The following is a 22,387-nucleotide window of genomic DNA, read 5'->3' on the forward strand; positions in this document are numbered from 1 at the left end:
ACCATTAAAAAAGGCGCTAAGAGCAGTGGTAAAACGGCTTTTTTAATCATGTTCTCCTCGCTATTGAAAAAGGGGCGTTTCCGCCCCTCAATGATCCCGACAGGCATCGTGTTAAGAAGCGCGGTTAGCAAACTTCTTGAACAGCTTGATGCCGATTAACGCGGCGGTGATGGAGGCAACCACCGGCCAGGCGTAACCGGCCATATCCGCACCGGCAGATTGCACCTCAGAGAAGGCGGCTTCTGCGCCGGTGGGGGCCGTTTGTGCATGGGCAGCGGCTGAAGCGACCATAAGGGCAGCACCGCCAGCGACTTTGCCGCGTGTGTAAGTTGCGGCTTGTTTTACGTGTTGTGCGATGGTTTTAAGGGTCATGAGACAGACTCCATAAAGCGTTTAAGGGTTAAAATGATGTGCCCAAACGCCCAACCGAGGGCGTAGGACGTGAATAGGGAACCAACAACAAACGTCAAGCTTGGGTCGTTCATCGTTGCCCCCCATTTATCGCGCCGATCCCGAACGTAAGAACGAGGCCGACGCAATAAACCAGGAGCCACAGACTGGAAAGTTCGTTAGTGTCCATGGCTCAAAATCCTATTTCTTGTCGCCGTTAGAGGCGGGTTGCTGTTGGCCACCGGTAGCGCTTGGCTTGCGGGCGGCGAGGACGTGCATGGTGGCTTTACCGCCCGAGGCGCGAAATTCGATATCGAGTTCCAGCGGGCACGGCATGTGCGGGGCGAAGGCGTGCAGCTGATCGAGAATTTCATAGGGCGCGGACATGGTGCTGACCTGGTTGCCCAGCTGGTTTTCGTTGTCCTGGGCTGACGGCTGCATGATGGTGACTTTTGCGCCTTTGACGCCGTTGTCCATGCTGTAGCGTGATGCGCCGATGACGTGGGCTTGAATGGTGTTGATCATGGTTAGGTTTCCTTTTCGTTAGCGTTGGCTTCTGGCGGCTTGGGTTAGGCAATAGTCCGCGAGAATGGCTAGCTCAGTGGTATCAGGGGTCACACCGTCCAGTATTAACGTCAGGTGTTCGGCCTGGGCGTAGTACGTCGCGGCGCGTGCAAAGTCTCGGCCATGCAGGCACCGCTGGCCCCGCTCCCTCAGAGCTCGGGAATCGAGGCAGGGGGAGTCCCCTACCCGCCCTCCGTGGCCCTCTGGTCGAAATGCACGGCAGTCCACACCGGCACGGCTGTCAACCGCTCGTGCCTCGGGTGTGACAGCCGCGCCGGTGCGGACTCGGGAAGCCGTGCGACCGACGGGCGACGGATGACGGGCAGGGGACATGGGATCAGGCCCCGTTACCGTGGGGAGCGGGGGAGGCATCACCGGCCGGTGCATCCAGCGGTGCCTTGTCGCCGCGTTCCAGTTGGGTAAGGCCGCTTTGAATCAGGCGTTCCCCCAGGGCGGAGGGGGTGAGGCCGTTGGTGCCTGCCTGGATGAGATACCGGCTGTGGATCTCTTGGTCGAGGAAGACCCGAATGGGCTGTTTTTTACTCATGTGCATAACTCCAAAAGGGCTAAAGGCCGTTGTGGATAACGGACGGCGGGTTAGCCGTGGGGGTGTGGATAGATGCGCCGGTACCACAATCGCCGAAGGACAAGGGGAGGCGTCGGTAGGTGTGGGCGCAGGTTCGTCGGCCAGGGCAAGGCCGTAGTGCTTGGCGAGGTAGGCCAGAGCTTGCTGTAGGTGCTTGAAGGCGATGCTGTAACGCTTGCCGTGGTCAATGTCGGCCATGCGAAGAATGGTGCTGTCGTCCAGGTTGAGGGCGAGCAAGTGGGCAGCAGGCACCGAGAGAAAGTAAAAGCCGCCGCTGGTGGCGTTGTGGTGATGAAGAAGTACGCCATCCGGTACGGCTTCACCATCCAGCAATAGCTTTTGCGTGGCGATGGTGAGGTCATCGGTTTCCAGCAGCGTGCAGGGCGTCGCTAGCGTGGCAATAGGAGCAAATGCGGTCATTAGTGCCAGTCCTCCGATTGAAGGCACTCAGCGGTAAAGAGCGCGACGTTGACAAGACGACGACGGCCGACCTTGATAAGCGGGAGGTTTCCCTGGTTGAGCTGGCCCCGCACGGTGTCGGGTGTGAGGCCGGATAGCTCGGAGAAACGCTCGACCGTCATAACGGGCACCTGGGGTGCGGGGACGTGGGGCGAATTGCTCGTTTCCATGCTGTACCTGCTCGCTGTGGCATGTTGTGGTATCTTCAAAACCAGCAATAAGTAAAAACGGTTATATTGCTGACCCAGTATCCCGATAAATCGGGATCACCTAAATTCAGGATACCGAGAAGTCGGGATATGTCAAGCAAGCTAACAGAAAAAATCCGTCAAATTCGTGAAGTCGAGACGAGCGGGCGTGCGGAATTTTCCCAACTAATTGGAATTCCTAAGAAAACTCTTGAAAACATTGAGCTAACTGGTCGGGCACCTAAAGGCGAGATGTTAGAAGCCATTTGCCAGCAATGGCCGAAGTACACGCTTTGGCTAATGACAGGACAGACAGACGAGCCGTGTGGCCAAGTAAGCCCTGAGTTAGAAAGGGCACGCCGCATGTTGAAGAAAACAGGGACGGATACCGACTAGCCCAACGGGTTGTGGATAGATGGTTCCAGGGAGGAAGGCACTGTGGATAAGGGGAATAGGGAGCAAGGGTTGTGGAAGAAGCGAGAGCAGCATTTCAGCAAATTTTAAAAATGGCGATCCTATTTGGTGGGGTGGCCATTTTTTATGTATGGATTGAAAATAAATTTTTAAAAAGTGGAAGAAAAAAAGATGAAGTTGAAACGTTTTTCTTTTTGGCCCTATGTTCTAGTGGCTAGTTTATTAAGCTATCTTTTTTTTATGCTTACAGGAGATTATTTTTCAGAAGACAAAGAGGCTGTGATTGGTGTTTCTGGTTTTTTAATAGCAGGTAGTTGGAGTTTTTTATCAATCGAAACTAACAAGGAAGTAAGAAGAAGAGACGAGATTATACGTTATCTAAATGAGTATGAAGATGCTGTTCTGGGGTTTGTGCATGGCACAGCAGATTTTTTTCATACTTTTAGCAAGATAAAAAGTTTTGCTTTATTAGACGGCCTTTCTAGAGAGAGTATTTATAATAAAAAAAGAAGAGCTGAGTTTGTTGGAAATGATGTCCAGGAGCATAATTCTAAGTATTCCGGGGAGAGGAGAGGGGAGCTTTTTGATGAATTAGTTAATCAGAAGAATACTTTGATATCAAAGGATAATGTTGTGCGTATCAGAGGAGGGTTGCTGAAGTTGTGTGTTTCTTCGGTAAATGAGATTAATGAAATTGAGAAATTGTTTGATGAAGCTATTTTAAGTGTAAGGAAGACTGCTGATAAAGATAACGGTGATTTTCAACCCAGTTGTCCAAATAGCTGCCTCTAAGCAGCCTGTTTATTACGCTCGACTTCCTGCAGCTTGCCAGGGTTGAGCGCTACCGAACCGGGTACTTCCCAGTTTCGTGTGTTGCCTGACCAGCGCTGTGGATGTCGGCGCTTAGCTCTTTCATAAACCGCTTTGCGATGCTCAAGACGTTCTCGGTCGGCACCTTGATGCCGATCAGCGGGCGTCACGTACCGAATGCCACTGTGCAGGTGCTGTTCGTTGTAAGCGCGTTCGAACGTCAGCATCCAGTCACGTACCGCGTTCAGCGATGCAAAGCCCTTTGTGGGCCACGCTGGACAATACTTGACGGTGCGGAACAACGCTTCCGAGTAAGGGTTGTCATTGCTCACTCTCGGTCGACTGTAAGACATCAACATCCCCAGCTCTGTTAACCTCGCTTTAAGCGTATAAGACGTCATCGGTGCGCCGTTATCCGAGTGCAGCACTGGAGGCTGGTGCCAGCAGCCTTCGCGCAATAAAGCGCGTTCCAGCAGGTGTTTCGCTAACTCGCCTGATTCCGCCTCGTGGACTTCCCAGGCGATGATTTTGCGACTGTAGATATCCATGATCAGATAGAGATACCAGTGCTGGCCACGCACAACGGAAGAGCAATAGCTGATGTCCCAGCACCAGACTTGGTTGGGTCCGGTTGCTGTGAAGCTCGTCGGCTCAGGCACTGGGCGGCGTGGCTTCATTCGCCCTCGATGGTGCTGCTGTTGGTGCTTTTTCAGTACCCGGTAAAACGACGACTCGGAAGCCAAGTAGACCCCTTGATCTGCCAGTAACGGCACGATCTGAGACGGTGGCAGGCTCTGATACTCGGAGCGATTGCAGGCACTCAAAATAGCCTGTTCCTCCTCGTGAGTCAGTTGATGCGGCTGACTGCCTTGTACCGCGTGTGGGCGCTGATCCTCAGCCACCGCGCCACACCCAGAACGCCAGCGTTTCAGCGTGCGCTCGCTCACGTCTATCATCGCCGCTGCTTGATAACGGGAAGCGCCCCCGGTGACCGCTTCATCAAACAACGTAATGAGCCTTGCACGTTCCTCAAGAGGCGTCAGTCGTCCTCGCCGCTGTTCGGGTCTTCGCCGTACAAGGCGTCGAGCTTTTTTGAGAGCACCAGTAACGATGTCGTTTCCGCTAGGGCTCTGTCTTTGCGACGCACTTCCGCTTTGAGCTGTTTGATCGTCTTACGGTCTTGTTTACGCTGCTTTTGTGCCGTTTTTTGCTGGTCTTCTTGTTGGCCAGCGCCCTGGAGACAAGCGGCTTTCCACTGTTGGATCTGCTCGGGATACAGGCCTTTTTCGCGGCAGTAAGCACCAAGCTCTGTTTCTGACAGGGTGGCGGTTTCGATGACCACGGCAAGCTTGGCGTCAGGCGACCACTCGTTGTCGCTTTGGGTGTAACCCGGCACAGGCACTCCTTTTTCTCGACACTGTTTTAACCAACTATACAGCGTCGCGTCAGAGATGCCTTCTTCAGTGGCGACAGATACCACACTGCGATTATGGGGTGGCAACAACTTTTTCAGTACAACAGCTTTACGCTCTTTAGAATAACGTGGCACACGCGCTCCATGCCGCTCCCTCTGGATTTGATTTAGGCGATATCGCCAACCGGACAACTAGGCTGACAGAGGGGGATAATGTGACATCAGGAGATCCTGTTTTTAGTGTTAGCTCAGAAAATTTGATTGAGATACAGCGATGTTTGTTTAAGGTCTTATCCGAAAAAATTAAAAATTTTGAAGAGAGGTCGGAAGGTTATGCTGAAAAGCAAAACCTTTGTATTTTTTTTATTGTATTTGGGTTTTTCTTTTCTTTTTGGAATTTTCTAAACTTCTCTTTCTAGTAATACTTATCGCCCTGTATAACTAGAAACCTCACCACCACAAATAGTCACCCTATGATAGCCGTCCTGGAAGGGGCGGCTTCCATCCCAGTAAAGATATCGACACGTGCGCCCATTGCGGGTGCGAGTTGATATGTTTGCTGGTTTGCCAAGTATGCTGATGGCCTGGCGTTCTGACATACCAGGAATGACCACCCCGCGCGTTCTGGCCCTTACTTCTGCGTTACGCCGTTCTGTGGTTGATTGGTAATCGCTAGACGCGCTGGAGTTATTGCGGGAGCGATTTGGTTGAGGCGTCACAGATCGGGATTCCCTGGGCTGTGGGCTCAGGTCTGGTGGTGTATAGATGGAAATGCCGCTAGGCTGTATCGGTTCTGCGTTACCCGACTCACAGGGGAAGTCCTGGAAGGTGGTGTGACCATTGGTGACGCACTTGTATAGCTCAGCCTGAGCTGAGAGCGGTAACAGGGCCAAAAATACGAGCAGTGAGCGCTTTTTCATCGTCCATGAAGCCTAAGCTAATATAGGAAAAGCTTACCAAGGAAATTATACAAGTGTCCACATTGCGACACGGTCATTGAGCCTGAGCGAGCCAAAACGAATAGCTTTTGAGGAAAAACACCCGTAAAATCAACGCAGCCTGCTTTAATGAGCTGGTGTCACAGGGCTTCAAAATCCGCCGCTGTAAAAGGCGTGCCAGTTCGAGTCTGGCCACCGGCACCAAAGTTTTAAGGGCTTAACGTTTATCGTTAGGCCCTTTTTCTTTTTAAGGCCCTTTTGAGGCGCTGCCCGACAAACCGTTAACGCACAGTTGGCTGCCCCCTCGCATTTTGTAGCCTTGCCGTCTTATAGTGTTTGATCAGCATTCGACGAAAGACGGTAACCCACCATGGCCCTTTTTGAGCTGCATAGTCGCAACTTATCCCAGGAGCAGGTGGCCCATACCCACGATTTCCATCAGTTGATTCTGGCCACCTGTGGTGTCACGGAGCTTTCGATGGAAGGGCAGGGGGAAAGGGTGACTGCCCGCCGTGGGTGTTTGATTCCCTCGTCGCGCCATCACGAGTATCAGGGCGACGGCAGCAACCGTACCCTGGTGCTGGATATTCCCGTTGCTCAACTGGCTAGGCTTGAAAAAGGTGGCGAGATTGAGCGCTTGTTCGACAAGCCGCGTTTTTTCAGTGTGCCCCCGGCGTTAAATCAGCTTACCCATGCCCTGGCCAATCAGCTTGAGCAGTGCCCTGCGCTGCAGAATGAAATTGCTATCCTGCTGCTGCGCGCGCTGACCATGTACCTTCAGGATGCGACTCCCGCCGCCACTGGGCAGTTAGGCCAGCACTGTATCAGCGAACGTCTTGACCTCGCTCGTTTGGATGCCTGGCTGGATCAGCATCTGGCCGATGAGATCCGTGTTGAGCAGCTAGCCGCCCTGTCTGCCTTGAGCCCAGGGCATTTCCACACCTGCTTTCGCGAGCTGACCGGTGTGACGCCGCTGGCCTATGTCCAGCGCAGGCGCCTGGAGCATGCGCGTACGTTGGTACGGCACAGCACGCTCAGCCTGGGGCATGTCGCGATGTTGGTCGGTTTTCGCGACCAGGGCAGCTTCTCCCGCGCGTATCGGCGCTATTTCGACATCTCTCCCTCGTCTGACAGGTAGGCGTTTCCTGGAACTGGCCTCATCCTGAGAACAGTCTGCATGACTTACGGGCAAACTTGCCGCAGTGTCGGGCAAGTAATTTGCCACATAGCGTTCTAGTCTCTGAAGAAGCCCTTTTGATGGAGAGACCCTGTGAGCGTTACCTACCAAGACAGCAATGCGCGGATGAGCCAAGTGGCGGTTCATAACGGCACCGTTTACCTCGCGGGGCAAGTACCCACGGATGCCTCGGCGGATATTCGCGGGCAGACCGAACAAGTGCTGGCGCGCATCGATCAACTGCTGGCCCAGGCCGGCACCTCCAAAGAACATCTGCTTTCAGCGCAAATCTGGGTCACCAGCATGGCAGAATTCGACCACATGAACGCCGCCTGGGATGCCTGGGTCGTGCCGGGGCGCCCGCCCGTTCGCGCAGCCGTCGAAGCCAAGCTCGCCAAGCCCGAATGGAAAGTGGAAATCATGGTGATTGCCGCGCTGCCGGAGGCCTGATATGCGGGTTGTATCTGCACAAGACGTTGCTCAAACGCTCAGTTGGGAGGGGTTGGTCAAGCGGCTACATGCCACTTTCGTAAATGGCGTTGAGTCGCCACCGCGCCACCATCACGCCATGCACCGGCCAGATGGCGAAGCCACCATGCTGCTGATGCCCGCCTGGGAAGAAGCGGGGTATATCGGCGTCAAGATGGTCAATGTGTTTCCGCAAAACGCCGACCATGGCGTCCCAGCTATCTCCGGGCTTTATCTGCTCAGCGAGGGCAAGCACGGTCAGCCGCTGGCGTGTATCGATGGCAGCGAGCTTACCCGGCGGCGTACGGCAGCGGCCTCGGCGCTTGCCGCCCAAGCCTTGGCGAATGAAAACGCAGAAACCCTGCTGGTTGTGGGCACTGGCAAGCTAGCGCCGATGGTGATTGAAGCCCACGCCAGCGTGCGGCCTATCAAGCGGGTGCTGATTTGGGGGCGTAATCCCAGCAAGGCGGCAGCGATAGCCGACGATTACGCCGAACGCTTCGAGACACAGGTGGTAGACGAGCTGGCAGACGCCGTAGCCGAGGCCGATATCATCAGCTGTGTGACGCTTTCCACCCAGCCGCTGATCAAGGGTGAATGGCTGACCCCCGGCACTCATCTGGACTTGATCGGCGCGTTTCGTCCGCAAATGCGCGAAACCGATGCCCTATGTTTGCGCCGCTCAGAGGTATTTGTGGATACCTACGCCGGTGCCAAAGGCGAGGCGGGGGATATTCTGCAAGCGATTGACGAAGGTGAGTTTCAGCTTGACCAGATTCAGGCGGAGCTTGCCGAAGTGCTATCTGAAGCTAAGCCCGGACGCTCGGGAGAGGAGGCGATTACGCTATTCAAATCGGTAGGTGCTTCGCTTGAAGATCTCGCCGCCGCCATCGAGGTATGGGAGTCACTTCCCGAATAACCCACACAACAAAAAATTCGCTACCGATGAGGTGGTAACGCCAGTCATAACCAAGACCGACCAACAACCAAAACGAGGTATGTTATGAACGCTAACAAATCCATATTGATTTCCACACTGGCAGCACTCCCGCTGGCGATTGCCAGTGCTACTGCCCAAGCGCAATCCAATGAAATGGTGATCGCCACCCAACTGCCGGAGGACATGAGCAATAACGCGATTTATCCGGCGCTGGTGCACTTCAAAAACCTTGTCGAGGCGCGTACCGACGGGGATCTTGCGGTCAACATCTTCGGTGGCGGCCAGTTAGGCTCCGAGGTGGAAAACGGCTCGGAAGTACAGGGCGGGCGTACCTTGCAGTCGACGATCATGTCGGCCGGGGCGATGTCGTCCTTCTATGAAGACTACCAGGTGGTCACGGCACCATTCCTGTTCACTAACTGGCGCCAAGCCTGGACCTTCTTCGACAGTGAATGGTTCGCTGACTTCATGTCCGGCACCATTGAAGACGCGGATATGCGCTACCTGGGCACCTTCGACGATGGCGGCGGCTTTGTGGCGTTTACCAACAATGTGCGCTTGATTGAGACCGTCGAAGACCTGGAAGGGCTCAACATCCGCACGGAAGAGAACCCCGCCCACGTCGCCATCATGCAAGCCCTTGGGGCGTCTGCCACACCGCTACCCTGGGGCGAGCTGATCACCGCCCTGGAAACCGGCTTGGCCGACGGCCAGTTCAATGCGCCCGTACTTAACACCACTTTCAACTTCGATGCGGTGACCGACTACACCACCCTTACCGGGCACGTTTACAACAGCGCCCCTTGGGTTGTCAGTGAGTCGTGGTATCAGTCGTTACCTGAAGAGCAGCAACAGGTGCTGATTAGCTCCGCGCGGGAAGCGATCCAGATGAGCCACGGTATGTCAGGCGCACTGGCGACCGCCAGCTGGGTGGAGTCATGTGAGCGCTTTGAAGAATGCTACCTGATGCCCGATGACGAGCGCGAACGCATGGCCGAGATTGCCCGCCCTGCATGGCAGGAATGGATTGTCGATGACTTCGGTATGGACAAAGACCGTGTACAGGGTCTGCTGGATGAAGTCGAAAGCGTCGGCCAAACAGTTGCCGAGGAAGACTACCGTGTTTATGGCCAATAAACACATGTCCATAGCGACGCGCTGCTGACCGTCGCCGGGGTGGCGCTTACCGCCCCGGCGTAAAACGTGATTAGCGGGCGTTGTCATGAGGGGGTGTTATGGGCGTATTGCAACCGTTGCGTCGCCTGAGCGATGGCGTCAATCAGGTGGCAATCGTGGTGTGTGTGGGCTGTATCCTGGCGATGCTGGGCATTTCGTTTACCGCCTTTCTCTACAAGCTGGTAACGGGCAGTACATTAAGCTGGACCTATTCACTGGCCCGGCTATTTCTGCCGTGGATCGGCTTTCTCTCCATGACCATTTCGCTGCGCTACGGCGAACACGTGGCCATGACCCTGCTGGTCCGAAGTTTGCCAAGAATCATGGTGAAAATCGCTGCAGGGCTCTGTTTGGCGGTGATTGGGCTGTTTGCGCTGATGCTGACCTGGTACGGCTGGGAGTATTTCACTAGCGCCACCCAGGTCTACATGGTGTCCGCGCAAATTCAAATTTCCAGCAAGTTTACCGCTGTTGTACTGCCCATTAGCGGCGTCATTATGCTGCTTCACCTAGTGCATGGTTTTGCCCTGCTGGAGCACTTTCTCGATGACAGTCATGTGATCGATGAACTGATTGAAACGGCCGATGGGGAGCCCCGCTCATGACGCATGCAATCGTGGTATTCGTCTTGCTGCTGTTTATCGGCGCACCGGTGGCGGTGGTGATGGCCATGTCGGGGCTGGCCGGTGGCTTTGCGCTGGGCGGCGAGCGCATGCTGGGGATCATTGCCGACCGCATGTTCTCCGGCGTGTCGGGCTTTCTGCTGATCGCCGTACCCTACTTTATCTTCACCGCCGAGCTAATGAACCAGGGTGGGCTGACCCATAAACTGATCGCGTTCAACAATGCGCTGTTTGGCCGGGTGCGCGGCTCGCTCTCCCACGTGAATATCTCGGTCTCGGTGTTTTTTGCTGGGCTGACAGGCGCGGCGGTCACCGACACCGTCGCGATCGGCAAAATCATGATCCCCGAGATGAAAAAGCAGGGCTACGATGCCGAGTACGCCGCGGCGGTCACCGCCTGTTCCTCAATCATTGGGCCGATTATCCCGCCAAGCGTCGTGATGGTGGTCTACGCCACGCTGCTGCGGGATATTTCGGTGATTGATCTGTTTGCCGGTGGCATTATTCCCGGCTTGATAATGGCATTGGCGCTGCTGGGCGTGAGCTTTTTTCTGGCCTGGAAGCGCAACTACCCCAAGCAAGCGCCGACGCCCTTCAAAGCGGCGATCGTCGCCTTTCTCGTCGCGCTGCCGGCCATGGTAGTGCCGCTGATTATTCTCGGCGGGATTCTCTCAGGGTTGACGACGATTACCGAAGCCTCGGGCTTTGCGGCGGTTTACGCCATCGTGATTGGCGTGGTGTTCTACCGCAACCTGACCTGGCGCAAAATCTGGGATTCGCTGGTGACCACGGTGCGTTTCTCTGGCGTGGTGTTCTTCCTGTTAGCCACCTCGGCGGTGCTGGGTTGGTTCGTCACCCGTTCGGGCATAGCAAGGGATGCAGCCAGCATGATCACCACCGTCAGCGATGCCGCCTTTGTGCAGTTGATGCTGGTCTGCCTGCTGCTCATCGTGATTGGCACGGTGATGGATGTGCTGCCCGCGCTGGTGGTGATTGCCCCGGTGCTCGTGCCCGCGATGATCCAACTGGGGTTTGATCCGCTGCACTTCGCCATCTTGATGATCGTGGTGCTCAATATCTCCAATGTGACCCCGCCAGTGGGGATGACGCTGATGACCGCCGCGCGAATCGCCGAGGTGCCCTATGAAAAGGCGATTATTGCCTCGCTGCCGTTTTATGTGTCGTTTTTAGCGGTGATTGTTCTGCTGGCGGCATTCCCAGCGCTTTCTACCTGGATTCCTTCTTTACTCTAACGGGCTGCCAAGGATTGCGAATTTGAATATGAAATGCTTCTACCATCCTGATCAGGCCTATCACGCGCCGCCGACCTTTCTGCTGCGCGGCCAGCCTGCGCCTTCACCGGAAGGCCCGCTGCGCGCCGAGCTGCTTACCCAAGGCTTGGCGAGCGTGGGACTGACCCTGACCGCACCGAACGAGGCCGACTCACCGACACTGCGCAAGCGCCTGGAGCAGATCCATACGCCGCGCTACCTGACGTTTCTGGACACCATTTATGCTCGCTGGCAGGCGCTGCCGAATGCAGCAGAGTTTGTTGCGCCCAATATTCACCCCTGTGGCGGCGGCCACCACTACCCGCGCCATCCCATTGGACAGGCGGGCTGGCACCTGCACGACATGGCCTGCCCGCTAAGTGCGACCAGCTTTCAAGGCGCGCTGGCCTCGGCGGCAAGCGCTGAAGCCGCCGCAGAAGAGGTGTTTAATGGCGCGCCAGCGGCCTACGCGCTGTGCCGCCCGCCGGGCCACCATGCCGGGCCTGAGCGCGCCGGCGGCTTTTGCCTGCTGAATAACTCGGCGCTGGCGGCCACGGTGCTGCGCGAGCGCTTTGCCAAGGTGGCCATCATTGACGTGGACTTGCACCACGGCAACGGCACCCAGGATATTTTCTATCACCGCCGCGATGTCTGGACGGGCTCGCTGCACGCGGACCCCAGTGACTTCTACCCCTTCTTTTGGGGTGGCGCCGATGAAGAGGGCAGCGAGGAGGGCGTGGGCGCGAATGTCAATCTGCCCTTGCCGGTAGGCAGCGACGAGGTGGTGTATCTCGACGCTCTGGCGGTGTTAATTGATCACCTCCAGCGCTACGCGCCGGATGCCGTAGTGGTCGCACTCGGGTTGGATGCCCACAAGGACGACCCATTGGCAGGGCTAACCGTGGAAACGGACGCCTTTGTAGAACTTGGCAAACGCTTGGCCGCGTTGGCGTTGCCCACCGTTTTGGTCCAGGAGGGCGGTTATCCCACCGAGCACCTAAGCGCCAACCTGGCCGCCTTTATGCAGGGCTTTACGGCATGAGCACGACCGGCTTTTACTGGCAAGAACGCTGCTTTTGGCATGATCTGGGCGCGATTGGGGTGTTCTCTGCGCCCGGTGAGTTCTTACAGCCCCAGGCCGCCTCGGAAAGCCCGGAGAGCAAACGACGGCTGAAGAATATCCTCGAAGTCAGCGGGCTGATTGATGAGCTCTGCGTGGTGAAACCACCTGCCGCGACGCTTGATGACCTGCTGCGTTTTCATATCCCGCGCTACTTAGACGAGCTGCAGGCGGGGGATAACGCGTGGGGCGGCAATGGCGGCGACTGCGCGCCTTACATGCCGGGCAGCTGGGCGGCGGCAACCCATTCAGTGGGGCTAGCCTTGGCGGCTGTTGAGGCCGTAGCACTGGGTCAGGTGAACAACGCCTACGCCCTGTGCCGACCGCCGGGCCACCACGCGGAAGCCGACCAGGGCCGCGGGTTCTGCCTGCTGGGCAATATTCCCGTCGCGGTGATGCGCGCCCGCGCTTTGGCGCAGGTCAAGCGCGTGGCGATACTCGATTGGGATGTTCATCACGGCAACGGTCAGCAGGCGGCGTTTTATAACGAGCCGGATGTGCTGACCGTCTCGATTCATCAGGCGGCCAACTACCCGCTGGAAACCGGCGGCTTTGACGAGCAGGGCGAAGATGCAGGCTTGGGTGCCAACCTCAACCTGCCGCTGCCGCCGGGGTGCGGCCTGGGGGCTTACGACTACGCCATGGAAAGACTGGTGCTGCCCGCGCTGGAGGTCTTCAACCCCGAGCTCATCGTGGTGGCCTGTGGTTTTGATGCCTGCGCCAAAGATCCATTAGGCAAAATGTTGCTCAACAGCCAGGCATTCGCCGCCATGACCGCCCAGCTTAAAGCGCTGGCAGAGCGCTGCTGCGATGGCAAGCTGGTGTTTGTCCACGAAGGTGGTTACTCCGAAGGCTATGCGCCGCTATGCGGCCACGCGGTGATCCAAGCCCTGGCGGGCAGTGCGATTGCCGTGCCCGACCCGCAAAACGATGAAATTGCCGCCTGGGGCTACCAGGCCCTGCAACCGCACCAGCAAACGCTTATCGATAGCTGGCGCCAACAGTGGGAGCAAGCAATCCGATGACACCGCTTTATGATCGCGACGGCTGGATTTGGCAGGACGGCGAATGGCGTGCGTGGCGCGACGCCACGGTGCACCTGTTTACTCATACGCTGCACTACGGCATGGGCTGCTTTGAGGGCGTGCGCGCCTACGCTGGCCCCAGCGGAACGCACCTGTTTCGCGCGGCAGAGCATACCCGCCGTTTGGCGGAGAGCGCTCATTCGCTGGATATGCCGTTGCCGTTCAGCGAAGCTGACTTGATCGAGGCCCAGCGCGAGTGCCTGGCCAGGAATGATTTGAGTAATGCCTACCTGAAGCCCACGGTATTTTTCGGGGCTGAAGGTTTGGGGCTACGTGCCCAGGGGCTCACCACCCATGTAATGGTCGCTGCCTGGGATCTAGGCCCGTACATTTCCCCCCAGGCGGCGACCCACGGTTTACGGGCGCTCACCTCTTCCTGGGCGCGCCACCACGTCAATATCAGCCTCTGCCGCGCCAAAACCAACGGCCACTATGTCAATTCCATGCTGGCGCTGAATACGGCGCTCAAAGCTGGGTTTGATGAAACCATCATGCTCGACCCGGAGGGCTACGTGGCCGAGGCCTCGGCGGCGAACGTCTTTTTGCTGCGCGATGGGGTGCTGCATACCCCGGAGGTGACCTCGTGTTTGCAAGGCATTACCCGGGATAGTGTGATCCAACTGGCGCAAAAGGGACTGGGTATTGAGGTTCGCGAGCGGCGGATGACCCGCGACGAACTCTACACCGCCGATGAAGCCTTCCTGACCGGCACCGCCGCCGAAATATTGCCGCTGCGCGAGTTGGATGGGCGGCGTATCGGAGGGCGCGCTGGCGCCCCGCCTGCCAACGAGCCGATCAGCCCAAACAGTGTCACGGCCCAACTGCAGAGCTTATATCGCCAGGCGGTGCGCGGTGAGCTGGATGATTTCCGTCATTGGCTAACCCCGGCGTAAACCGGGGCTATAAGGGGGAGTCAGGCGTGCTCTTTAATCGCCCGTTCGAGAATCGCTAGCCGCCCAGGCACCAGGGCATCTTCGACGGCGGTAATGCGCAACACATGACCAATCGACGGATGTGCCGGGCGAGCAATCAATCGACCGGCTTCCAATAGTTCGCGGTGAATCTGCTCGGCGAGTTCGGCGCTGGGCAGGCGAATGCCGACAAAGTTGGTGGCGCTGGGCAGCACATCGGCACCCAGGGCTCGAAAGTGTCCGGCCAACTGTTCTCGGCGCGCTTTTACCTTGACGACATGCTGATGCACTTCCTCTGGATGGTCGAGCACCACTTCGGCGGCCGCCTGGGTGAAGGTAGACACCGCGTAATGGATGCGCACCTTCATCATCATCGCCAGTACCTCGGGGTCGGCGATGGCATAGCCAATACGCAGGCCTGCCAGGCCGTGGGCCTTAGAGAACGTGCGCAGGCGGATCACGCCTGGCAGTGCTTTAGCCGCGAACTCGCTGCCTGCATCATCGCGGAAATCTCCATACGCCTCGTCCAGCAACAACCAGCAGGTATCGGGCAGGGCGTCGCGCAGCTTGAGGATGGCACTGTCGCTGTGCAAGTGGCCGCTGGGGTTGTCCGGGTTGGCCAGATAGACCAGTCGGGCGTTTTCCTCATGGGCCGCGGCGGCCATGGCTTCCAGATCGGGGGCCAGCACGCCGGGCGCTTCATGGTAACGGGGTTCGACCACAAGACAGCCCTGGCCCTTGGCGAAATAGCCAAAGGTGGGGTAGGTACCAGCGGTGCTGACGACGGTTTCACCCGGCTCGCAGGTGGTGCGCAGCGCCAGGGCAATCAAGCTGTCGGCGCCAGCGTCCACCAGCAGCGTGTCCAGCGCAATACCCTGCTGTTTGCTCAGGCGCTGGCGAACACCCAGCGCCTCGGCATCGCCGTAGCAGTAAACGTGTTCGGCCAGGGCATCACCAAAGTGCTCGCGCAGCGCGCGGTGAGGCATGTCCAGGCCTTCGTTGGAGCCCAGCCGATGAGGGATATCCTGGCCAATGCGGCGCTCCAGCACCTTGATACCGGGAAAGGGGTTGGCGGGGCCTTCGCTCATTAAGTGGTCGGGGTAGCGGGGCATGGTGATTCCTAACAATACAATGAATGTTTAACTTAAAACGTTTATTGAAGCACTTTACCGCGATTCAATAGATTGAGCGGATCGAGGGCTTGCTTAAGGGTGCGCATCAGCTCGATCTCGGCGCTGGAGCGACAGGTGCTTAGCCAAGGGCGTTTCTCCAGGCCAATGCCGTGTTCGGCGGAGACCGAGCCGCCAAGCGCAGCCAGCGGCTGGTAGACCATGGCTTCTACCTCGCGGCGCACTTCGGGATCAGCGCTTCCCGCACTGACAGAAATATGCAGGTTGCCATCGCCCAGGTGACCAAACACCACCAGGCGCGCATCTGTCCAGCGCTGGATTAGCTGCGCCTCTAGCGCATCGGTATAGCGCTGCATATCGGCAATGGGCAGGCTGACATCGAAAGTAAGCAGCGGCGCGAGGCCTTTGATCAGCCCTTCGATATCTTCGCGAATCGCCCATAGGCCATCGCGCTGGGTGCCGGATTGGGCAATCACCGCGTCGACAATCAGTTCGCTCTCCAGGGCGTCTTCCAGCGCCTCGCTGAACTGGGTGGCATTGCGCTCGGCGTCGCTGCCCAGGGACTCAATAATCACATAAAACGGGTGTTCAGTGGCAATCGGTGGCGAGTGGCGCCCCAGGGTTTCGGTGAGCAGACGGTAGTGGTTTTGCCACATCACCTCAAAAGCACCGAGGCTGCCGCCAAGCGCTTTGCCCATATGGTTGAGTAGCCCGGTTAGCGCCTCGAACGAAGGACAGGCCACCAGCGCCGTCTGTTCACTGGGCGTGGGTGGCTGCAATCGCAGTACGGCACGGGTCACAATGCCCAAGGTGCCTTCACTGCCAATGAATAGCTGCTTCAAGTCGAAACCCGCGTTGTTTTTGAGCATGTGATTCATTGAGCTGACGATACGGCCATCGGCCATCACCGCCTCCAGGCCGAGTACCTGCTGGCGCATCATGCCGTACCGGATGACCCGCACGCCGCCGGCGTTGGTGGCGATATTGCCGCCGATGGTGCAGCTGCCCCGCGCGCCCAAATCCAGTGGGAACTGCAGGCCGACTCCCCGTGCAGCTTCTTGCACCCGCTGAAGCGGTGCTCCCGCTTGCACCGTGAGGGTGCCGCCCACTTGATCAATCTCTTCAATGGCGCTCATGCGTTCAAGGGAGATTACCAGTTCATCAGGGCTAGCTTCTGCGCCGTGCACCAGGCCCGTTAACCCGCCATGGGTCACTACCGGCTGCTGCAGCTGATGACAGGCGTGCATCACGGCGGCGACTTGGTCAGCATCCGCCGGGCGTACAATCGCGCCTGCCTGGCAGGGCGCACCGGTCATCCAATCGACGCTACGGCTATTAACATCGTCGCCGGTTAATACATGGGCCGAGCCCACAATAGCGCTTAGCGTCTCCAGGGGTATCAGCATGCGTTTCCCTTTATAAAAATTCGTATCCATTATCTAGGCGATAGCGGCTGCAGTCGCTTCGCGGCCAGGAATCGCCTTGAGCAGGTCTTGGGTATACGCCTCACGCGGGGCGAGGAAAATCTGCTCGGCGCTGCCTTGCTCGACAATCCGCCCATGCTGCATGACCACGATACGGTCGCAAACTTGCGCGGCGACGCGTAAGTCGTGAGTGATAAACAGCAGCGACAATGAAAGCCGCTGTTTTAACTCTTCCAGCAGTTCCAACACTTGCGCCTGAATCGACACATCCAAGGCTGAAACGGCTTCGTCCGCGACAATCAGCTCGGGGTTAAGCGCCAGCGCTCTGGCAATGCCGATACGCTGGCGCTGGCCACCGGAAAATTCGTGGGGAAAGCGCTCCACGGCGCTGGCGCCCAAATCGACCAACTCCAGCAGCTCGCCTGCCTGCTTAAGCGCTGCGGCTTTGGGCGTACCGTTGGCAATCGGCCCCTGGGCGATCGCCATGCCCACTTTGGTACGTGGGTTGAGGGAGGCGTAAGGGTCTTGGAATATCATCTGCACCCGGTGGCGCTCACGGCGGAGCGCATCACCCTTTAATTGCGAAAGATTGACACCATCCAGTAGCAGCTCGCCGCTGTCAGGGTGCTCGAGACGCACCACGCATCGTCCAAGGGTGGACTTGCCAGAACCGGATTCACCGACGATGCCGACGGTTTCGCCCCGAGCCAGGGTAAGCGACACATCATCAAGGGCGCGTACTTCCCGGGCAGGCTTGAACAGTCCACCTCGGGAGCGGAAGACTTTATTGAGCTGCTTTATTTCCAGCAGCGGGGCGACCTGGCTGGTTTCCCGGTGGGGCGGCACCGCATTGCTGGGAATTGCCGCAATCAACGCTTGGGTGTAGGCGTCTTGAGGGTTCTCAAGCACCGGCTTGGCGTCTCCCAGCTCGACAATCTTGCCGTGGCGCATCACGCAGACGCGATTGGCAATTTCAGCCACCACGCCAAAGTCGTGGGTGATGAACATGACCGACATGCCGCGCCGTTGTTGCAGATCACGAATCAGCTCCAGAATCTGCGCCTGGGTAGTCACATCCAGCGCGGTAGTGGGCTCGTCGGCGATGAGCAGCACCGGTTCCAGGGCGAGCGCCATGGCGATCATCACCCGCTGGCGCTGGCCGCCGGAAAGCTCGAACGGATAGGCGCTAATGGCTTTCTCCGGTTGGGGTATGCCCACTTCGATCAATAGCTCCAGCGCGCGGGCCTGGCGCTCTTTGGCATTGAACTGGCCATGGGCCTCAAACACTTCGGCAATTTGTGCCCCTACCCGCATCAGCGGATTCAAAGCGGTCATCGGCTCCTGGAAAATCATGCCAATTTTTAGCCCGCGCAGGGCACGGTGCTGTTTTTCACTCAGGGCGAGCAGGTTTTGTCCTTCGAAGAGAATCTCGCCCTGGGTGGCGTGCACGCCTTTGGGTAGTAGCCCCATCACGGCGTTGGCCGCCATCGACTTGCCGGAACCTGACTCGCCGACCACGCACATGATTTCCCCGCGCTTAACGTCGTAGCTAACGTCCTCCACCGCCAGGTCACGGTCGGCTCCTTTGGGTAGGGCAACGCTCAGGTCACGAATGCTAAGGACAGTTTCTGTTGATGCTTCATTCATAATAAGCACTCCAGCCATAACAAACGCCTAGCGCTCGCGGGAAAGTTTGGGATTCAAAGCGTCGTCTAATCCTTCACCAACCAGATTTAATGCCAGCACGGTCAGCAGAATCGCCACCCCAGGGAAGAAGCTCAGCCACCATGCCTGGCGAATCACCGTACGCGCGGCGCCGATCATATACCCCCAGGACATCACGTTAGGGTCGCCAAGGCCGAGAAACGACAGCGCCGACTCCAGCAGGATGGCAGTCGCCACCATCAACGAGGCCAGCACGATAATCGGCGACAGCGTATTGGGCAGAATCTGACGCAAAATGATCGTGGTGTTGGATTGGCCCACCAAGCGTGCGGCTTCGACATATTCGCGATTGCGCAACGACATGAACTCGGCTCGCACCAAACGCGCTACCGGCGGCCAGCTGACAATCGCAATCGCCAAAACAATCGAGGTGATGCTGGGTTGCATAATCGCTACCAGCACTATCGCCAGCGCGAAGTTAGGAATGGTCTGAAAGAACTCGGTAAAGCGCATCAGGATGTCATCAATCCACCCACCGTAGTAACCGGCAATGGCACCCAGCGGCACACCAATCAGCAGCGCCACACTGGTGGATACCAGCCCGATCAGCAGCGATACCCAGGCGCCGTGCATTAAGCCTGATGCCACATTGCGGCCCATGGTGTCGGTGCCCAGCGGAAAGCCATCTTGCGAAAGTGGCGGCAAAAAGGGCCGCTGCACCATACGCCAGGGCGATTCGGGAAACAGCAGCGGCGCCAGTATCGCCATGGCGATAATCACCAGCAGAATAATCAGCCCCACCAGGGCGCCACGGTTTTGCGAGAAGCGTGCGAAAAAGCTCATGCGGCCCCCTTCTTGATGCGTGGATCAGCAAGGCTGTAGACCAAATCAGTGATGATGTTGAAGACGATGACCAGGGCCGCCGAGAAGAAGAAAATCCCCAGCAGAAGGTTGTAGTCGCGCTGCTCTAGGGCTTCGAACATCAAGCGGCCGATGCCGGGCCAGGCAAAAACGGTTTCGGTCAGTATTGCGCCGCCGACCATTTGCCCCGCCTGTAGGCCGGCAAGCGTAATGATGGGTAGAAGCGCGTTACGCAGTACATGGCGGCGCTGAATGATGCTGGGCTTCAAGCCTTTGGCGCGGGCGGTTTTAACGTAATCCTGCTGGGCGGCATCAAGCATAGAGGTGCGCGTCATCCGGGTATAGATCGCCATAAAGAACAGCGCCAGCGTTGTTGCTGGTAGCACCAGATGCTTGGCAATATCGAGCACCAGGGCAAACCCTGTGTGCCCGGCCCCGACGGTATACAGGCCATAAGCAGGTAGCCAGCCGAGATAGACCGAAAATACCACCACCGACATCAGCGCCACCCAGAACAGCGGGGTGGCGTAGAACACCAGGGCGAGCGCCATAATCAATGATCCGGAAGGCTTTTTGACCCGGGCTGCGGCCATGGAGCCTGCCACAATGCCCAGCACCAGCGAGAGCACAAAGGCCGTTCCCGTGAGCAGCAGCGTGGCGGGCAAGCGCGCCATAATCAGATCAAACACCGGAGCGCCCAGCCGGTAGGAGTAGCCGAAATCAAGCATGGCAATACCCGACACATAGCGCCACAACTGCACGTACATCGGCTGGTCGAGGCCGAAGCGCTCGCGCAGTTGGTCGAGGAACTCCTGGTCGGCGGCGCCTGCTTGTCCCGCCAGAATGGCAGCCGGGTCACCGGGGGCCAGTTGAATCAGCAGGAAATTAAAAATAACGATTAAAAACAGCACAATCACGGCTTTAAAAAGCCGCATGAGTATTAGGCGAGCGTAGACCATAGACACCTTCCTGACACAGCTAAAACAAACATCCAGGCAGCTCGCGCTACCTGGGTGTACTGGGACTTAGCGGTCTAGCCAAGCATCCTTGAAGCCGTCGTTAACGCCTACGCCGGAGGTGACCAGATTTTTCACGTCACAGCGATACAGTGTCGGGAAGCCCAGTTCCATCAACCAGCCAACGGGGACATCTTCGTGCAGGATTTCCTGCACTTCGCGGTAAAGCTTTTCGCGCTCTTCGTCGGGGAAGGCGGTTGCTGCTTCGTTAAACAGCTCGTCAACGCGTTCGTTTTCGTAGCCTTCGACGTTATTCCAGGGCGAGCCCTTGGCAATATTGTCCGAAAGGTAGGTGCGTGAAATTCCCAGCGCCGGGTCGCCGTATTGGTAGAGGTAGGTAAAGGCGAGGTCGTAATCCCAGTCGCCCAGGCGCTGGTTCCAGCCGCCCACGTCGGTCGCTTGGGTTTCGACATTAATGCCCACTTCACGCAGGTTTTGCTGCACGGCTTCGGCCCAGCGTGTCCAGGTTTCGCCGTAGGGCAGCGGCAAAATAGTGATCTCTTCGCCGTCGTAGCCCATTTCGTCCAGCAGCTCCCGGGCGCGGTCAGGGTTGTGATCGTAAGGTTCCAGGTCATCGTTCTGGAAGCGCGCGTTGGAGCCAAACGCCGAGAGCGGCACGTTACCTAGGCCATTCCACAGCACATCTTTGGCGAACTCGCGATCCATGGCGTACATCACTGCTTGGCGGAAGCGCTTGTCGGCGGTGGGGCCTTCACGGTTGTTCATCCACAGCATGGCGAAGGGGCTGAAGTACTCGTGACCCTCTTCGGTCATGCAGACGTTATCCATCTCCGCTAAACGGGGAATATCGAAGTTCTCGACGGTACCACTGGGCAGCACGTCAATCGTGCCGTTCTCGAAGGCCACTGCGCGGGAAGCGCCATCGGGGATGATGTGCCAGTTAACGCCATCCAGGTAGGGCAGACCCTCCTCGTAATACTCCTCGTTTTTAACCAGCTCAATGACCGTGCCGCGCTCCCAGTTGGAGAACTTGAACGGACCCGTGCCTATCGGGTGGTCGTTGTGCTCGTTATCGCGGAACTCGGTACCTGCGTATAGATGTTCAGGCACCATGGTAAAGGTGCCCGCTTCAAAGGAGAGCATAAACGGGCCGAAGGGCTGAGTCAGGGTAAACACCACGGTGTGTTCATCGGTAGCTTCAATGCTTTCCACGTGTTCCAACACCGCTCGGGCGCTGGGGTTGAGTTCACGGTGGAAGACATCGGCGGAGAACACGACATCCTCGGCGGTAAAGTCTTCGCCGTCGTGCCAAGTAACGTCATCACGCAGATGGAAGGTGTAGGTGCGGCCATCGTCACTGACCTCCCATGACTTCGCCAGTTGTGGCATGGGTTCCAGGTCGGTGGTATAGCGCAACAGGCCTTCGTAGATATTCCCCGCCACGGTGCGCGTGGGCGCGTTTTGAATCATGCCCAGCACCAGGCCTGGCGGCTCCGGCTGGACAATCGTATCGACAGTCCCTCCTTGTTTGGGGTCATCGGCAAAAGCGGGGGAGGTGAAAGCGAGTGCTGCAGCGGATATAGCCAATGCTAAAGGTGTTTTCATGTTTCCTGCTCCTCATTTTATTGGAACGCAACGGGGTTACGTCGTCGTTAGGCGAGCGAGGCGTGGTCGGTTAACCCTGTTGTCGTTGTTGTAGGGTTTTAGTAAACATAGGGTCTTTTTGAACATAGCAGCGGTTTAAAAAACTGTCGACAGTCGGCAATCGTCCGTCGACAAGGCGTTATTTTTCGCCA

26 protein-coding genes and 1 tRNA gene are annotated in these 22,387 nt (G+C 57.5%); 13 read left to right on the forward strand and 14 right to left on the reverse strand.

The window, feature by feature from the left end; translation table 11 throughout:
• Positions 1 to 111: 111 nt before the first annotated feature.
• The 6 genes from HXW73_RS03155 to HXW73_RS03175 form a co-directional block, all read right to left on the reverse strand.
• Positions 112 to 372 (reverse strand): major coat protein, encoded by a 261-nt coding sequence (locus HXW73_RS03155; protein ID WP_186254856.1) that lies wholly within the window; start codon positions 370 to 372, stop codon positions 112 to 114.
• A 109-nt stretch (positions 373 to 481) separates the two neighbouring features.
• Positions 482 to 580, reverse strand: a complete 99-nt coding sequence (locus HXW73_RS17995; protein WP_222105024.1) for a tail virion protein G7P-2 — start codon at positions 578 to 580, stop codon at positions 482 to 484.
• 11 nt (positions 581 to 591) lie between these two features.
• Positions 592 to 915, reverse strand: a complete 324-nt coding sequence (locus HXW73_RS03160; protein WP_186254857.1) for a hypothetical protein — start codon at positions 913 to 915, stop codon at positions 592 to 594.
• Between the two features lie 18 nt (positions 916 to 933).
• Positions 934 to 1,287 carry a hypothetical protein gene (locus HXW73_RS03165; protein WP_186254858.1) on the reverse strand — a complete coding sequence of 118 codons (354 nt, stop codon included), beginning with the start codon at positions 1,285 to 1,287 and terminating at the stop codon, positions 934 to 936.
• A 4-nt stretch (positions 1,288 to 1,291) separates the two neighbouring features.
• Complete coding sequence (locus HXW73_RS03170; RefSeq protein WP_186254859.1) at positions 1,292 to 1,960, reverse strand: hypothetical protein; 669 nt, start codon at positions 1,958 to 1,960, stop codon at positions 1,292 to 1,294.
• Positions 1,960 to 2,169: a DNA-binding protein gene (locus tag HXW73_RS03175; protein WP_233337329.1), complete on the reverse strand. Its 210-nt coding sequence runs from the start codon at positions 2,167 to 2,169 to the stop codon at positions 1,960 to 1,962. Before HXW73_RS03175 ends, HXW73_RS03170 begins: the two co-directional genes overlap by 1 nt.
• 129 nt (positions 2,170 to 2,298) lie before the next feature.
• On the opposite strand from HXW73_RS03175, the gene HXW73_RS03180 reads away from it, so the two are divergent.
• The 3 genes from HXW73_RS03180 to HXW73_RS03190 all read left to right on the forward strand — a co-directional run bounded on the left by HXW73_RS03180 (position 2,299) and on the right by HXW73_RS03190 (position 3,393).
• Positions 2,299 to 2,583, forward strand: coding sequence for a helix-turn-helix domain-containing protein (locus tag HXW73_RS03180; RefSeq protein ID WP_186254860.1), 285 nt, complete (start codon positions 2,299 to 2,301; stop codon positions 2,581 to 2,583).
• 71 nt (positions 2,584 to 2,654) lie between these two features.
• Entirely contained in the window at positions 2,655 to 2,819 is a 165-nt protein-coding gene (locus tag HXW73_RS03185; protein WP_186254861.1) for a hypothetical protein, read from the forward strand.
• Positions 2,773 to 3,393, forward strand: coding sequence for a hypothetical protein (locus tag HXW73_RS03190; protein WP_186254862.1), 621 nt, complete (start codon positions 2,773 to 2,775; stop codon positions 3,391 to 3,393). Before HXW73_RS03185 ends, HXW73_RS03190 begins: the two co-directional genes overlap by 47 nt.
• On the opposite strand, the gene HXW73_RS03195 is transcribed toward HXW73_RS03190, so the two are convergent.
• Together HXW73_RS03195 and HXW73_RS18000 are read right to left on the reverse strand one after the other, a co-directional pair.
• Positions 3,390 to 4,960 (reverse strand): IS3 family transposase gene (locus HXW73_RS03195; protein WP_446718989.1). Its coding sequence is split into 2 segments (ribosomal slippage): positions 3,390 to 4,507 and positions 4,507 to 4,960, totalling 1,572 coding nucleotides; the frame shifts between segments, so codons are not numbered across the junction. The two genes, HXW73_RS03190 and HXW73_RS03195, sit on opposite strands and share 4 nt — an antisense overlap.
• Before the next feature lie 290 nt (positions 4,961 to 5,250).
• Positions 5,251 to 5,745, reverse strand: a complete 495-nt coding sequence (locus HXW73_RS18000) for a DUF4124 domain-containing protein (RefSeq protein ID WP_186254863.1) — start codon at positions 5,743 to 5,745, stop codon at positions 5,251 to 5,253.
• Between the two features lie 151 nt (positions 5,746 to 5,896).
• Here HXW73_RS18000 and HXW73_RS03205 point away from each other — a divergent pair.
• From HXW73_RS03205 to HXW73_RS03250, 10 genes are all read left to right on the forward strand, one after another.
• Positions 5,897 to 5,967 (forward strand) — tRNA-OTHER (locus HXW73_RS03205).
• Between the two features lie 166 nt (positions 5,968 to 6,133).
• On the forward strand, positions 6,134 to 6,901 hold the full coding sequence (locus HXW73_RS03210) for a helix-turn-helix transcriptional regulator (protein ID WP_186254864.1): 768 nt from the start codon (positions 6,134 to 6,136) through the stop codon (positions 6,899 to 6,901).
• 132 nt (positions 6,902 to 7,033) lie between these two features.
• Positions 7,034 to 7,390, forward strand: coding sequence for a RidA family protein (locus tag HXW73_RS03215; protein ID WP_186254865.1), 357 nt, complete (start codon positions 7,034 to 7,036; stop codon positions 7,388 to 7,390).
• A 1-nt stretch (position 7,391) separates the two neighbouring features.
• Positions 7,392 to 8,327 carry an ornithine cyclodeaminase family protein gene (locus HXW73_RS03220; RefSeq protein WP_186254866.1) on the forward strand — a complete coding sequence of 312 codons (936 nt, stop codon included), beginning with the start codon at positions 7,392 to 7,394 and terminating at the stop codon, positions 8,325 to 8,327.
• Between the two features lie 84 nt (positions 8,328 to 8,411).
• On the forward strand, positions 8,412 to 9,485 hold the full coding sequence (gene dctP, locus HXW73_RS03225; protein WP_186254867.1) for a TRAP transporter substrate-binding protein DctP: 1,074 nt from the start codon (positions 8,412 to 8,414) through the stop codon (positions 9,483 to 9,485).
• Positions 9,486 to 9,583: 98 nt separating this feature from the next.
• Complete coding sequence (locus HXW73_RS03230; RefSeq protein ID WP_186254868.1) at positions 9,584 to 10,129, forward strand: TRAP transporter small permease; 546 nt, start codon at positions 9,584 to 9,586, stop codon at positions 10,127 to 10,129.
• Complete coding sequence (locus HXW73_RS03235; RefSeq protein WP_186254869.1) at positions 10,126 to 11,400, forward strand: TRAP transporter large permease; 1,275 nt, start codon at positions 10,126 to 10,128, stop codon at positions 11,398 to 11,400. Before HXW73_RS03230 ends, HXW73_RS03235 begins: the two co-directional genes overlap by 4 nt.
• A gap of 28 nt (positions 11,401 to 11,428) precedes the next feature.
• The gene (locus HXW73_RS03240; protein WP_186255894.1) at positions 11,429 to 12,460 is read left to right on the forward strand and encodes a histone deacetylase family protein; all 1,032 of its coding nucleotides are present in this window, start codon (positions 11,429 to 11,431) and stop codon (positions 12,458 to 12,460) included.
• Positions 12,457 to 13,563: a class II histone deacetylase gene (locus tag HXW73_RS03245; RefSeq protein WP_186254870.1), complete on the forward strand. Its 1,107-nt coding sequence runs from the start codon at positions 12,457 to 12,459 to the stop codon at positions 13,561 to 13,563. Before HXW73_RS03240 ends, HXW73_RS03245 begins: the two co-directional genes overlap by 4 nt.
• Complete coding sequence (locus tag HXW73_RS03250; RefSeq protein WP_186254871.1) at positions 13,560 to 14,516, forward strand: branched-chain amino acid transaminase; 957 nt, start codon at positions 13,560 to 13,562, stop codon at positions 14,514 to 14,516. Before HXW73_RS03245 ends, HXW73_RS03250 begins: the two co-directional genes overlap by 4 nt.
• A 20-nt stretch (positions 14,517 to 14,536) precedes the next feature.
• Here HXW73_RS03250 and HXW73_RS03255 read toward each other — a convergent pair whose 3' ends face one another.
• The 6 genes from HXW73_RS03255 to HXW73_RS03280 all read right to left on the reverse strand — a co-directional run bounded on the left by HXW73_RS03255 (position 14,537) and on the right by HXW73_RS03280 (position 22,196).
• The gene (locus HXW73_RS03255; protein ID WP_186254872.1) at positions 14,537 to 15,646 is read right to left on the reverse strand and encodes a pyridoxal phosphate-dependent aminotransferase; all 1,110 of its coding nucleotides are present in this window, start codon (positions 15,644 to 15,646) and stop codon (positions 14,537 to 14,539) included.
• Positions 15,647 to 15,687: 41 nt separating this feature from the next.
• On the reverse strand, positions 15,688 to 17,070 hold the full coding sequence (locus HXW73_RS03260) for an FAD-binding oxidoreductase (protein WP_186254873.1): 1,383 nt from the start codon (positions 17,068 to 17,070) through the stop codon (positions 15,688 to 15,690).
• A 33-nt stretch (positions 17,071 to 17,103) separates the two neighbouring features.
• Positions 17,104 to 18,735 carry an ABC transporter ATP-binding protein gene (locus HXW73_RS03265; protein ID WP_186254874.1) on the reverse strand — a complete coding sequence of 544 codons (1,632 nt, stop codon included), beginning with the start codon at positions 18,733 to 18,735 and terminating at the stop codon, positions 17,104 to 17,106.
• Between the two features lie 27 nt (positions 18,736 to 18,762).
• Positions 18,763 to 19,596: an ABC transporter permease gene (locus HXW73_RS03270; RefSeq protein ID WP_186254875.1), complete on the reverse strand. Its 834-nt coding sequence runs from the start codon at positions 19,594 to 19,596 to the stop codon at positions 18,763 to 18,765.
• The gene (locus tag HXW73_RS03275) at positions 19,593 to 20,573 is read right to left on the reverse strand and encodes an ABC transporter permease (protein WP_186254876.1); all 981 of its coding nucleotides are present in this window, start codon (positions 20,571 to 20,573) and stop codon (positions 19,593 to 19,595) included. The genes HXW73_RS03270 and HXW73_RS03275 overlap by 4 nt, the downstream gene beginning before the upstream one ends.
• 66 nt (positions 20,574 to 20,639) lie before the next feature.
• Positions 20,640 to 22,196 carry an ABC transporter substrate-binding protein gene (locus HXW73_RS03280; protein WP_186254877.1) on the reverse strand — a complete coding sequence of 519 codons (1,557 nt, stop codon included), beginning with the start codon at positions 22,194 to 22,196 and terminating at the stop codon, positions 20,640 to 20,642.
• Positions 22,197 to 22,387 lie beyond the last annotated feature (191 nt).

The organism is Halomonas sp. SH5A2 (assembly GCF_014263395.1).
Taxonomy (GTDB): domain Bacteria; phylum Pseudomonadota; class Gammaproteobacteria; order Pseudomonadales; family Halomonadaceae; genus Vreelandella.

What these genes read in the sequence shown, in the direction of transcription:
- HXW73_RS03155 (WP_186254856.1), bottom strand. Translation starts at nt 372, where the DNA reads ATGACCCTTAAAACCATCGCACAACACGTAAAACAAGCCGCAACTTAC.
- HXW73_RS17995 (WP_222105024.1), bottom strand. Translation starts at nt 580, where the DNA reads ATGGACACTAACGAACTTTCCAGTCTGTGGCTCCTGGTTTATTGCGTC.
- HXW73_RS03160 (WP_186254857.1), bottom strand. Translation starts at nt 915, where the DNA reads ATGATCAACACCATTCAAGCCCACGTCATCGGCGCATCACGCTACAGC.
- HXW73_RS03165 (WP_186254858.1), bottom strand. Translation starts at nt 1,287, where the DNA reads ATGTCCCCTGCCCGTCATCCGTCGCCCGTCGGTCGCACGGCTTCCCGA.
- HXW73_RS03170 (WP_186254859.1), bottom strand. Translation starts at nt 1,960, where the DNA reads ATGACCGCATTTGCTCCTATTGCCACGCTAGCGACGCCCTGCACGCTG.
- HXW73_RS03175 (WP_233337329.1), bottom strand. Translation starts at nt 2,169, where the DNA reads ATGGAAACGAGCAATTCGCCCCACGTCCCCGCACCCCAGGTGCCCGTT.
- HXW73_RS03180 (WP_186254860.1), top strand. Translation starts at nt 2,299, where the DNA reads ATGTCAAGCAAGCTAACAGAAAAAATCCGTCAAATTCGTGAAGTCGAG.
- HXW73_RS03190 (WP_186254862.1), top strand. Translation starts at nt 2,773, where the DNA reads ATGAAGTTGAAACGTTTTTCTTTTTGGCCCTATGTTCTAGTGGCTAGT.
- HXW73_RS18000 (WP_186254863.1), bottom strand. Translation starts at nt 5,745, where the DNA reads ATGAAAAAGCGCTCACTGCTCGTATTTTTGGCCCTGTTACCGCTCTCA.
- HXW73_RS03210 (WP_186254864.1), top strand. Translation starts at nt 6,134, where the DNA reads ATGGCCCTTTTTGAGCTGCATAGTCGCAACTTATCCCAGGAGCAGGTG.
- HXW73_RS03220 (WP_186254866.1), top strand. Translation starts at nt 7,392, where the DNA reads ATGCGGGTTGTATCTGCACAAGACGTTGCTCAAACGCTCAGTTGGGAG.
- dctP (WP_186254867.1), top strand. Translation starts at nt 8,412, where the DNA reads ATGAACGCTAACAAATCCATATTGATTTCCACACTGGCAGCACTCCCG.
- HXW73_RS03230 (WP_186254868.1), top strand. Translation starts at nt 9,584, where the DNA reads ATGGGCGTATTGCAACCGTTGCGTCGCCTGAGCGATGGCGTCAATCAG.
- HXW73_RS03235 (WP_186254869.1), top strand. Translation starts at nt 10,126, where the DNA reads ATGACGCATGCAATCGTGGTATTCGTCTTGCTGCTGTTTATCGGCGCA.
- HXW73_RS03240 (WP_186255894.1), top strand. Translation starts at nt 11,429, where the DNA reads ATGAAATGCTTCTACCATCCTGATCAGGCCTATCACGCGCCGCCGACC.
- HXW73_RS03245 (WP_186254870.1), top strand. Translation starts at nt 12,457, where the DNA reads ATGAGCACGACCGGCTTTTACTGGCAAGAACGCTGCTTTTGGCATGAT.
- HXW73_RS03250 (WP_186254871.1), top strand. Translation starts at nt 13,560, where the DNA reads ATGACACCGCTTTATGATCGCGACGGCTGGATTTGGCAGGACGGCGAA.
- HXW73_RS03255 (WP_186254872.1), bottom strand. Translation starts at nt 15,646, where the DNA reads ATGCCCCGCTACCCCGACCACTTAATGAGCGAAGGCCCCGCCAACCCC.
- HXW73_RS03260 (WP_186254873.1), bottom strand. Translation starts at nt 17,070, where the DNA reads ATGCTGATACCCCTGGAGACGCTAAGCGCTATTGTGGGCTCGGCCCAT.
- HXW73_RS03265 (WP_186254874.1), bottom strand. Translation starts at nt 18,735, where the DNA reads ATGAATGAAGCATCAACAGAAACTGTCCTTAGCATTCGTGACCTGAGC.
- HXW73_RS03270 (WP_186254875.1), bottom strand. Translation starts at nt 19,596, where the DNA reads ATGAGCTTTTTCGCACGCTTCTCGCAAAACCGTGGCGCCCTGGTGGGG.
- HXW73_RS03275 (WP_186254876.1), bottom strand. Translation starts at nt 20,573, where the DNA reads ATGGTCTACGCTCGCCTAATACTCATGCGGCTTTTTAAAGCCGTGATT.
- HXW73_RS03280 (WP_186254877.1), bottom strand. Translation starts at nt 22,196, where the DNA reads ATGAAAACACCTTTAGCATTGGCTATATCCGCTGCAGCACTCGCTTTC.